Source organism: uncultured Campylobacter sp., assembly GCF_938040115.1.
Taxonomy (GTDB): domain Bacteria; phylum Campylobacterota; class Campylobacteria; order Campylobacterales; family Campylobacteraceae; genus Campylobacter_A.
In genome coordinates this window covers 1-10,467 of sequence record NZ_CALHXD010000060.1, presented here as the reverse complement: position 1 = coordinate 10,467, position 10,467 = coordinate 1, and the positions used below count along the sequence as shown (strand labels likewise).

Below are 10,467 nucleotides of genomic sequence, written 5' to 3'. Positions count from 1 at the left end.
TTAGCGGAAACGATCTAAAACTGGTCAAGGCAACTTGCGAGGTTAGTAGCGACGTGCTCAAGGCGGAATTTGACAAACAAAACGCTCGCTACGAAGAGGCCGTGCAAAAAGCCAAAGACGACGCGCAAAAAAGCCTAGAAAAGACGCTAGAGCGAATAATAAATAACTACAACGAACTAAAAACCGAAGGTAGCAGCGACGCAAACAAAGAGGAGATGCTGGCGCTGGCAAATAAATTTTGCAAATACGACGAAGAAAAAGCAAAGAAAAGTAGCTTCAGCGCGCCCGTAAACTGCGATAACGATGCGATCGCGGACGAGCTCGCAAACAAATACAAGCTAAACGGCAATGCCTTTTTATTTAGCACCTTCGTAAGCCAGTTTAAATGGGCCGCGCTTGATTCGCAACGCCCGCCAAAACCGATATTTTTCGGAGATATGCCAAAACAGATAAACTCGCGCTCGTACGAGCTCAAATTTATCATCAACACCGATAAAACCGTCGATATCGACCGCAAAGCCGTGATGATAGAAGACGGCGAACGTAAAGAGATCGGCAGTGGCGTACTCGGTAAATTTTACGAAAGATAGGCCTTCATTTACAGCTTGCTCGGGCGAACGATTTGCCCTTGCAAGCTGTAAATTTGCTTTTATTTTCGGCCGATCCATACAAAGCGCGAAAGTAAATTTAGATCGCTACGGACAAATTTCAGCCTTTAAATCCACGCTATTTTTTCAAATCTCGTTTTATCAAATTTAACGGTTCTTGATTTTATCTTTTAAATTTAAGTGCAAATTTGCCCAAAAAGATCAAATTTATGCCGATTTTACGAAGCTAAATTTGCGACGATAACACAAAATAAAAAGAAGTAGCGGACGCATCAAATTTGCATCCGCATTAAAGTAGCTAGTTTAGAAGGTTAAATTTATATCTAAGTTGTAGCCAAAGCTCGTTGTTATCGGTCTTTCTAACGGCTCCTCTAGTATCAAAGTTCTTTCTCTCAAGAGCGGTGTAGGTGATGCTTGCGCTTAGCCCCTTGACCCACGGCATATCGTAGCTAGCCTGCGCCGCCCAGCCTTGGACGTTCATGTGCGTGTTAGCCGCAGTCGGACCGGCGTTGCGGTGAGGGGCGTCTTGCCTACCTTTTACTAGATGTAGTTTTGCTTTTAGACCCTCGGCGCCGACTTCTTTAAAGTCGTACTCAAACAAAAGCTTATGCGTATTCATACCCGCATAGCCCGTAAATACGAAAGGCCCGCGGATAGGAAGCAGCGTGTATGAGCCGGGGCCGTTACCTAGGCCAAACGCCAAAGCGTCGTTGTCTCCGACGGTCGTATAGGCATAAGACGCGCTAAAGCCCACGAAATCATAAATGCCCGCTCTTAGACCGATCATATTTCCGTCGTAGTTTAGATCTTCTAAACCTCTTGTAGTGCGAGAGCCCTTATACATCGCGTCAAAACCGAGCTTAAAGTCGCCGACGGGTACTTTGTAGTTAGCCTCGGCCAGGTAGAAGTTGATGTCGCCTTGCAGCGCGCCGCGTCTAAGATCGGTCACTCTAGCGTATGCGCCGGTTAGTTTTAGATTCGGGATACTTTGATTTATGACCGCGCCGGTAAAGATATTATCAAACTCGTGAGCCACGGGTCCCATACCGCCCACGACGACTCTATCCTTAAAGTGCGGGGCGCGTCCCTCTTTGCCGCCGGTTACGACGGCGCTTCTGCCTTGAAATTTATAATACCAGCCGCCGATCAAGGTAGTGTTTGGTATGTCTTTATTTACGATCGTTAGACCCTCAAACGCCTCTTTAAACGCGCGCGTCGGATTGCCCGCTACTAGCGGAGTATTTACGTATTGACGGCCAAATTTTATATCGGTCTGGCCTATGCCGTAGCCCAGGTACGCTTCAGACATTACCGCGCCTTGCGTTCCCCACTCTTTATCGTACAAGGTGCCGCTTTTTCTCATGCTGTTAAACGGCAAGAAGTTGCCCTGTCCCGTAACGCCGAGCCTAAAGCCGTAAAACGGATCGGTCACGTAGCCAAGCTCAAGCTGTATAGACGTCAGCTGCTCGTCGTGTATCGGCGCGCGTTCGTCTTTTTGATCGACGTAGGTAGCCTGGATCTTGCCTGCTAGTTTTCCTTTGGTAAATGCCTCCCCAAAGGTATCGGCTGCGTTTGCGGCGCCTAAAAATCCAAGCGCCAAAACGGCGGCTAAACTTAGTTTTGCTAGTTTCATAAAAACTCCTTGGTTAAATTTAGCAAATTTACGTTCCGCAAATTTAATGCGGAACATTAATTTTTATATTTAAGGATTATAGCACAGAAAATAATAAAATTCGCGTTAGATTTGTGATATTTGCTAAAAATATCGCCGATTTTAGGCAAATTTACACAACGGCGCGCTCTTTAAGCAATGTATAAAGCTTAATCGTCGAGATAAAAAATGTCACGATCGCAGGCCCCAGGATAAGTCCCCAAAAGCCAAACGTCGAGATACCCGCTATCATCGAGAAAAACAGCAACAGCTCGTTGATCTTTGTCGGGATTTTTACGAGCTTATCGTTGATAAATTTAATCACGATCGGCTTTAAAAACGTATCTGCGACGACAGATATCACGATGATGGTATAGACGGCGATGACGATCGCGGCCGCGGTGTTGCCGTTAGCAAACTCGTAAAGGCTAATAGGCCCCCAAGCAAGCAATCCGCCAACGACTGGCACGAGCGAAGTAAAGGCAAAGAGTATGCCCATCAAAAAGCCGTTATAGCCGTAGGAAATCGTAATGATAGCAAAGAGGCAACCCTGCAAAATCGCATTTAAAACGATAGAGTAAAGCACGACGCTCATGACGTTAGCCACTTCGCTGAGGATAAACTCGCTCTCGCTCTCCTTCATCGGAAGCGCGCTTTTTAGGTAGCCCACGAGCTCGCTACCGTAAAGCACCGCAAAAAAGAAAAACACGAGGATAAAAATCATGTCGAAAAGAAAGTTCACGCTTGATTTGCCGATACCGCCAAGACTAGAAAGCACGTTGGTGGAAATAGCTTTAACATCGATATCGGCGATAATCTCTTTGATTTTGGGCTCTAGAAATTTGATCGGTTCGGGCAGCTGAAAATTCCCGCTTTGAAAATAATTTAGCGTGTTTGTTATGTAGCCGGTGTTAAAGTTTGCGGCGTGTTTGGCGATCTCGATCACGGCGTACAAAAGCGGCGCGATAAACAGCGAAAACAGCGCTAGCGTCGTAAGAGCCGCCGAGAGCGTCCTTTTGCCCTTGGTTAGCTGTAAAAATTTGACGTTTACGTTTGAGGTGGCGACCGCGAGCAATGCGGCGATAAAGATATTTAGCAAAAACGGCTTAAAAAGGTACACGACTAGCGCCAACGCGCAAAGAGCGAAGATGCCAAAAAACACTCGATTATTCATTTTTTTCCTTTTGAGGGGCTTATTATATCAGATTTTGCGGGGTTTTGCGGACGGGCAGGCGGGTGTCGGCGGCTTTGGCGCGGTTGATAAATTTAGCGCAAAATTTGGGTGATTTAAATTTACAAAACAAATTTAATTTCATCTTTAGACCATCAAATTTAAAGTTTATAGCAAGATGACATACCGACTTTTTAGCCAAATTTTAGACATATTTGATAAGTTTGCTAAATATTTAAAATTAAGCGACTTTTAACTGAATAGATTTTATACTTAAATTTTATTTTAAGGAGGGTAAATGAAAACCAAGATCGTATCTTTTGCACTAATTGCCACTATTCTCGGTGGTTGCACTATGCCAAATTTACCAAAGGCGTCAGATAGAAACTACCAAAGCAGCACAACAACCACACCCCCGTCCGTAAGCAACGCGTTGGCGAACACTCAATATCCGAAAGATTTTAGAGAGCAGTTTGAAAGCGCCAAGCCTAGACTGCAAGAGTTTTTATCCAATATGGCATGCTATAATTGGCAAAAAAATAATAAATATATGGAAGTCGGTAAAGCACCGCGCATGACAAAAGGAACTTCTAACATGAGTACTTTTCGTTATACTAAAGCTGAGTGTGCCGAACTTTTACGTATAACCGACATAAAACCTATAGCAAAAAATGCTTTTAGATTTACCGTAGTTTTTATGGCGCCAGATAGTGAAGAGATAGCTAACTATAACACACTGCAAGCAATCAAGCAGGCAAACGGCGAATGGCTGTTTAGATGGTAGACTTTAGGACTTGCATTTCTTGCAAGTCTTTCCTCTTTTTTAAACAACTCTCATCCTACTCCTCAAACAATCCTTTTTGCGTACCTCCGTCAAATTTGAGCTTAAACACCTCGTAGGCTTTGGCGCTAGCTAGCCTGCCTTTTGCCGTGCGCTCGATGTAGCCGTTAGCGAGCAGATAGGGCTCGATCACGTCCTCGACCGTGCCCTCGTCCTCACTTAGAGCCGCCGCGATCGTGCTTAGACCCATCGGGCGACGTTTGGCGGCGAGCAGGATTTCTAGGTACTTGATATCCATCTCGTCAAAGCCGATATCGTTTACGCCAAGCGCGTCCAGAGCCTCTTTGGCGCGAGGTTGCGAGATGACGGCTTCGTCGTTTACCTCGGCGAAGTCCCTTATGCGCTTTAGTAGCCGTAGCGCGATCCTAGGCGTGGCGCGCGAGCGAGCGGCGACCTCGAGAGCGGCGGCTTTTTCGCACTCTTTGCCAAGCTTTACCGAGGCGATCTGCACGATACGAGCTAGCTCCTCTCTGGTATAAAACTGCAGCCTAAAATCCATGCCAAATCTATCTCGCAGGGGTGCTGAAATCATACCCGCTCGCGTCGTAGCGCCGATGAGCGTAAATTTAGGCAGGTCGATCTTGATGGTCTGCGCCGCAGGTCCCGAGCCTATGATGATGTCTAAGCGAAAGTCCTCCATCGCAGGATACAGTACCTCCTCGATCGCGGGGCTGAGGCGATGTATCTCGTCGATAAAGAGCACGTCGCCCTCTTGGAGATTTGTCAGTACCGCCGCTAGATCGCCGCTTTTTTCTATCATGGGCGCGGCCGTCATCTTGATGCTCACGCCCATTTCGTTTGCGATGATGTGCGCCAGCGTCGTCTTACCAAGGCCCGGCGGCCCATAGAAAAGCACGTGATCTAGGCACTCGCCGCGCTTTTTAGCAGCCTTTATAAATACGTCTAAATTTTGCTTGATCTTTTCCTGTCCGATGTAGTCCTCAAAGCGCGTTGGGCGTAGCGACACCTCAAAATCGTTCTCGAAGCTTATTTTTTCTATTTCGACTATTCTATCCATTTTTTCGGCTCTGTTTTTCGTAAATTTGCCGCATTTTACAAAATTTTGGGTAAGTTTTGGCTTTGGGCTTTGTTCAAATTTGACTCGGCGTTCAGCGGTAAATTTGGCGCCGTAAAGGCTAAGGTTTTTAAACCGAACAAAGCCCAAATTTATCCGCCTGGCCGAAGCGGATAAATCTCAAAAATCAGCTTAAATTTGACGAAAAATACAGATTGCGGCCGACCAAATCAGTCCGAGCTTAAAACTCCGCTATCCTTGCCTTTAAAAGCTTGCAGTCGCTATCGTTGCCAAATTTACAACCCTCCGCGATAGATTCGAATTTTTCGTAAATTTCGATATTTTTTTCGTAGTTTTCGAAGCCCAGAGCCCTGCAGCCGTCGTCGTTGCCGAGCTTGCAAGCGCGCGAATATCCGTCGTAGGCGTCATAAATCGTGAACTCCACGCCCTGCGCGTGCTCGTAAACGTAGCCAAGAGCATAGCAGCCAAGCGCATTTTTCATGTAGCACGAAGTGTCAAAGGCCTTGTGCGCGCTTGCTAGATCGCGCTCCGCACCTAATCCCTCGTGCATCATCCTGCCGTAGTTGTAGCAGCCAGCACCGTCAAATTTTCTGCACGCTTTGGCGTATAAATTTATGGATTTTTTGAGATCGTTTTGTGATTCGTAGATGAGGCCTAGGTTGTTGCAAGCCGCTTCAGAGCCCAGCTCGCAGCCTCTTTCGTAGAGGCGAAATATTTTATTTTCATCCTTGGCGCCAAAAACTTCCTTGACGTTTAAAAGCGCCAGATCAAAGCACCCCGTGCCGTTTCCCAGCTCGCACGATTTTTCAAAGAAAAGCTCGGCTTTTTCGTTGCTTTTCTCGGCCCCTAGCCCGCTAAAATGCATACTGCCCAGCGCCGCGCAGCTCATCGCGTCGCCCTCCTCGCAAAGCGGCGATAAAATCTTAAAAGCCGCGTCATAGTCGGCATTTTCGATCGCCTGCCTCGCGGCCTCCTCTCGTTTAGAAAATCGCCTCTCGTTCTGCGCTTGCTCGCTTTGCTCGCCAAGACTGTCGATGCCTAGCCCAAAATTCGGATTTGAGGCCATTAGCGAGCCAAGAAATGCCGCTAAAATCAATAAAATTTTCAAAACTCGCTCCTTGTTTTTAATCTAGCCTTGTTTTGATAGCCAAATTTGCCCGTCAAATTTGACGAGGGGCGGGCGAATGCAAGCGTTTAAATTTAACTCAAACTCTGTTCGTCAAATTTAACGCCTAAGGCTCAAATTTGCCGTCGTTTAGCGAGCAATCAAATTTGCCGTGCAGACTAGATTCGCTCAAAACAAGCTAAATTTTATACTCAAACTCCTCGCTTGGAAAGGTCTTTTCTCTAACTTCGCGAGCGTAGGATTCTACCGCCGTTCGCACCAAATTTGCGCCGTCGAGATAGCGCTTTACGAATTTAGGCTTAAACTCGTCGAAAAACCCGAGCATATCGCTCCACACGAGCACCTGTCCGTCTACGTCGGCACCCGCGCCGATACCGATGATAGGCATCTGCACGCTCTTTGCGACCTTTGTGGCAACTGGACTTAACGTACCCTCGACCACGACCGAGAACGCTCCAGCACGCTCGAGAGCTTTTGCCTCCTTGATCAAGCGTGCTTCGTCAGCCTCGCTGCGTCCTTTTATCTTGTAGCCGCCCTCTTTTCGCACAAACTGAGGCATGAGTCCGATGTGGGCCATCACGTTTATACCCTCGCCCACGAGCCTTTTTACGATAGGAGCGGCTTTTAGACCGCCTTCAAATTTGACTGCGTCTGCGCCGGCTTTGATAAATTTAGTCGCGTTTTTTAGCGCTGATTTTTCGTCCTGATAGCTACCAAATGGCATATCAACAACGACAAAAGCATGCTTTGCGCCCTGCAAAACAGCCTTAACGTGATAAAGCGCGTCATTCATTTTTAAGCTAAGGGTGTCTTTTTTGCCGTTAAAGCTCATATTTAGACTGTCGCCCACTAAGATAATGTCGACGTAATCGTCAAAAAGCTGCGCAAAAAGAGCGTCGTAAGCCGTGATCATAACGATAGGCTCAACACCCTTTTTGTTAATTATATCATAAATTGTAACTTTTTTATCATTTTTTAACATAAATTCCTCCTTAAATTTAGCTATTTTATTTTTAATTTTATCAAAAAAATGTTACAATCACGATAATAGTTTTAAGGAAAATAAATGGGAATACTAAAAAGCCTCGAGATAGACTACTCTTACGATATTGTGGAGGAGTTTTTGTCGCATTACTCCTTGATGTGCGATCTGATGGAACCGCTCATCATAGGGCTCACCAGGCCGGATAGGTATAGTGGCTATATCGGCGAGCTTTTTAGAATTTTTCATAATATTAAGTCTGCTGCAGGCTTTATGAAGCTTGATCCTATATTAAAATTAACTACTTTAGCCGAGGAAATTTGCGGCGAAGCAAGGGATCTACAAGGACCCGCAAACGATGACTTCGTAGACTGGCTGCTTTTATTGAGCGACCAGTTTAACAGATACAAAAACGATATAGAAAACGATGCCGAGTTTTTCAGTCCATTAGACGCCAATATCGTAAAAATCCCCCAAAAACTAGACGTTTGACAAAAAATACAAAAAATAATATAATCCACAACCTTTAAAACAAGGCTAAATTTAGCCTATTCTTACGGGAGCGACTTGGCTTCGACAGGAGCAGAGCGGTCACGGTGGCACGTCGCTTTGAGCAAAGCGTAAAAAGCTCAAATAAATTTAAACGCAAACAACGTTAACTACGCTCCTGCTTACGCTAAAGCTGCGTAAGTTCAGTTGAGCCTCGCCTAGTCCGATACTAGCTAAGATAACGGCGAGTAACCCCAGCTAGCGTAGGTTGGCAGCCTGACGAGCTGCTAGCCGAAATCTTGTCTTAGTCTAAAATAAGGTTTTGGAAAGTGAGCCTTTTTAGATGAAATTTTCACTTTTGCTAAGCGTGTAGAGGCCGTAATCGGTTTGTTTTTGGACAGGGGTTCGATCCCCCTCGCTTCCACCAAGTGTCATTTTCACAAGATTTCAAAATCCACTAAAATACAAATTTAAAGACATTTTTACCTTTATCATACTTTTAAAAAATAAGCCCGATCAGACCAAAGATGCTACTATCAAATCAAATTTTTATTAAAGCAAAATTTGACGTTTTTGTATGTCCATGTTTTTATAAGGCATAGAACATCAAATTTGAACAAATTTAACCTAATTAAAAAACAAATTTAACGCTAAAATTTGAGAAAAAGTAAAATAGAAACAGAAGTAAAATTTGAAATTAAATTTAAAAAGGGGTCTCACGACCCCTTGGCTACTTTATTACAGCCATCTTTCTGCGCATATACGCGATCCTGCTTTGTAGCGGAAGGTGTTTAGGGCAGTTATCCTCGCAACCTAGCAAAGTCATACAGCCAAACACGCCGTCATCGTCGCCGATAAGTTCGTAAAAGTCCTCGTCGGTTCGTTTATCAAGCGCGTCGATTTTAAATCTAGCTACGCGGTTAAGTCCGACCGCACCGATGAAATCAGGCCTCATGATAGCCGTACCGCACGCAGCTACGCAGATACCGCACTCGATGCAGCGGTCAAGCTCAAACACCTCTTGCGCTACTTCAGGCTCAACCTTTTCCTCAAGCTTAGAGATATCGGTCTCGTGGTCGGTGTGTATCCAGCTCTCCACGCGCTTACTCATCGCGTTCATCCAGTTGCCCGTGTCTACGCTTAGGTCTTTTAGTAGCTTAAATACCGGCAAAGGCATAAGCTCGATCACGCCGTTTGGATAGTCTTTGGTTAGCGTACGGCAAGCAAGCTTTGGCGTACCGTTAACTAGCATACCGCAGCTACCGCAGATACCGGCGCGGCAAACGAAGTCAAAGCTAAGATCCGGGTCAAATTTCTCGCGAATTTGATTTAACGCTATAAAAAGCGTCATGCCGTCGGTTTCTTCTAGCTCGTAGGTCGCGAAATGCGGCTTTGAAATTTTGCTTAACGGATTATATTTAAATGCTTTTATGGTTATTTTTCTACTCATATCCTATTCCTGCTCTTTCGTTTGGTGCTTTATATTTAGGCTGAAGATCATAGTGCATTAGCGCTTCTTGGATCTCGTATCTGCCTTTGCCTTCGGCTTCCATTTTGGCGCGGATCTCATCGACCTGCGCTTGGCGTACGGCGCTGTCTGGGTGCTCGATGATGTTACCCTTAGCTCCGTATCCGCGGAATGCCGGCGGAATTTCCATTTTCATAATATCAAGCGGCTCATACACGATAGTCGGTAGCGTATCGCCCTCTTTCCAGCTAGTTAGAGTTCTGTTTAGCCAGTTTAGGTCGTCGCGTTTCGGATAGTCCTCGCGGCAGTGCGCTCCGCGGCTCTCGGTGCGATCAAGCGCGCCTTTTGCGATACAAAGTGCTAGTTTTAGCATCTTTGGTACGCGGTAAGCTTCTTCGAGCTCAGGGTTGCCAAATAGCGCCTTGTTTGCTACTTTGACGTCCAAAGATTGTTTATAAAGCTCTTCTAGCTCTTTTACCGCTACGGCTAGGCCTTCGCCCGTTCTAAAGATCGCTACGTGCTCCCACATGATGTCTTTCATCTTGTTTTTGATCTCAAATACGTTAAATTTGCCCTCTTTTTCGACAAGGCTCTTTAGATACTCTTCCTCTTTTTTAACGAATTTTTCGATATCGTTAGTATTTATCTCGATCTCGTGGCTACCGCAGTAGTGGGCAAAATAATCCCCCACGATCATTCCAGCTACAACAGTTTCAGAAACTGAGTTACCGCCAAGGCGGTTAAATCCGTGCATATCCCAGCATGCAGCCTCGCCAGCACTAAATAGACCAGCTAGTGTTGGACTCTCACCTGTAGGTTTAGTCTTGATACCACCCATTGAGTAGTGCTGCATAGGAAGGATTGGAGCCCAGCCTTTGCCACGTTGGCGTCCATTTTCATCAGTATACACTTCAGTATCAGCTGGATCGATGCCGTTAAAGATTTCGCAAATTTCTTGAACGTCGCGTAGGTTTTTCTCAATGTGCTCGCGTCCTAGGATTGAGATATCTAGCCAAACGTGATATCCGTATGGACTAGGTACGCCTTTACCTGCGCGGATATGCTCCATGATGCGGCGGCTTACGACGTCGCGGC

10 protein-coding genes and 1 other RNA gene are annotated in these 10,467 nt (G+C 45.8%); 4 read left to right on the top strand and 7 right to left on the bottom strand.

Going from position 1 to position 10,467, the window contains the following annotated elements:
* Nucleotides 1-590: hypothetical protein (locus Q0314_RS02430; protein ID WP_298056138.1), on the top strand; the 590-nt coding region annotated here is incomplete at its 5' end.
* A 316-nt stretch (nucleotides 591-906) separates the two neighbouring features.
* Here Q0314_RS02430 and Q0314_RS02425 read toward each other — a convergent pair.
* Complete coding sequence (locus Q0314_RS02425; RefSeq protein WP_298056136.1) at nucleotides 907-2,241, bottom strand: OprD family outer membrane porin; 1,335 nt, start codon at nucleotides 2,239-2,241, stop codon at nucleotides 907-909.
* A gap of 151 nt (nucleotides 2,242-2,392) precedes the next feature.
* Nucleotides 2,393-3,433, bottom strand: coding sequence for an AI-2E family transporter (locus Q0314_RS02420; RefSeq protein ID WP_298056134.1), 1,041 nt, complete (start codon nucleotides 3,431-3,433; stop codon nucleotides 2,393-2,395).
* 295 nt (nucleotides 3,434-3,728) lie between these two features.
* On the opposite strand from Q0314_RS02420, the gene Q0314_RS02415 reads away from it, so the two are divergent.
* The gene (locus Q0314_RS02415) at nucleotides 3,729-4,214 is read left to right on the top strand and encodes a hypothetical protein (protein WP_298056132.1); all 486 of its coding nucleotides are present in this window, start codon (nucleotides 3,729-3,731) and stop codon (nucleotides 4,212-4,214) included.
* A gap of 55 nt (nucleotides 4,215-4,269) precedes the next feature.
* On the opposite strand, the gene ruvB is transcribed toward Q0314_RS02415, so the two are convergent.
* The 3 genes from ruvB to panB form a co-directional block, all read right to left on the bottom strand.
* The gene (gene ruvB / locus Q0314_RS02410) at nucleotides 4,270-5,289 is read right to left on the bottom strand and encodes a Holliday junction branch migration DNA helicase RuvB (RefSeq protein ID WP_298056131.1); all 1,020 of its coding nucleotides are present in this window, start codon (nucleotides 5,287-5,289) and stop codon (nucleotides 4,270-4,272) included.
* A 238-nt stretch (nucleotides 5,290-5,527) separates the two neighbouring features.
* Nucleotides 5,528-6,415, bottom strand: coding sequence for a tetratricopeptide repeat protein (locus Q0314_RS02405; RefSeq protein ID WP_298056128.1), 888 nt, complete (start codon nucleotides 6,413-6,415; stop codon nucleotides 5,528-5,530).
* 196 nt (nucleotides 6,416-6,611) lie between these two features.
* Nucleotides 6,612-7,415, bottom strand: a complete 804-nt coding sequence (gene panB, locus Q0314_RS02400) for a 3-methyl-2-oxobutanoate hydroxymethyltransferase (RefSeq protein WP_298056125.1) — start codon at nucleotides 7,413-7,415, stop codon at nucleotides 6,612-6,614.
* A gap of 84 nt (nucleotides 7,416-7,499) precedes the next feature.
* Here panB and Q0314_RS02395 point away from each other — a divergent pair, with 84 nt between their 5' ends.
* Together Q0314_RS02395 and ssrA are read left to right on the top strand one after the other, a co-directional pair.
* Nucleotides 7,500-7,907, top strand: coding sequence for an Hpt domain-containing protein (locus tag Q0314_RS02395; protein ID WP_298056120.1), 408 nt, complete (start codon nucleotides 7,500-7,502; stop codon nucleotides 7,905-7,907).
* Nucleotides 7,908-7,973: 66 nt separating this feature from the next.
* Nucleotides 7,974-8,331, top strand: a transfer-messenger RNA (tmRNA) gene (gene ssrA, locus Q0314_RS02390).
* A gap of 303 nt (nucleotides 8,332-8,634) precedes the next feature.
* Here the strand turns inward: ssrA and Q0314_RS02385 are convergent.
* On the bottom strand, nucleotides 8,635-9,354 hold the full coding sequence (locus tag Q0314_RS02385; protein WP_002953066.1) for a fumarate reductase iron-sulfur subunit: 720 nt from the start codon (nucleotides 9,352-9,354) through the stop codon (nucleotides 8,635-8,637).
* A partial coding sequence (locus tag Q0314_RS02380) for an FAD-binding protein (RefSeq protein WP_298056117.1) occupies nucleotides 9,347-10,467 on the bottom strand: 1,121 nt, incomplete at its 5' end. The genes Q0314_RS02385 and Q0314_RS02380, both read right to left, overlap by 8 nt.

What these genes read in the sequence shown, in the direction of transcription:
- Q0314_RS02395 (WP_298056120.1), top strand. Translation starts at nt 7,500, where the DNA reads ATGGGAATACTAAAAAGCCTCGAGATAGACTACTCTTACGATATTGTG.
- ruvB (WP_298056131.1), bottom strand. Translation starts at nt 5,289, where the DNA reads ATGGATAGAATAGTCGAAATAGAAAAAATAAGCTTCGAGAACGATTTT.
- Q0314_RS02415 (WP_298056132.1), top strand. Translation starts at nt 3,729, where the DNA reads ATGAAAACCAAGATCGTATCTTTTGCACTAATTGCCACTATTCTCGGT.
- Q0314_RS02420 (WP_298056134.1), bottom strand. Translation starts at nt 3,433, where the DNA reads ATGAATAATCGAGTGTTTTTTGGCATCTTCGCTCTTTGCGCGTTGGCG.
- Q0314_RS02385 (WP_002953066.1), bottom strand. Translation starts at nt 9,354, where the DNA reads ATGAGTAGAAAAATAACCATAAAAGCATTTAAATATAATCCGTTAAGC.
- panB (WP_298056125.1), bottom strand. Translation starts at nt 7,415, where the DNA reads ATGTTAAAAAATGATAAAAAAGTTACAATTTATGATATAATTAACAAA.
- Q0314_RS02425 (WP_298056136.1), bottom strand. Translation starts at nt 2,241, where the DNA reads ATGAAACTAGCAAAACTAAGTTTAGCCGCCGTTTTGGCGCTTGGATTT.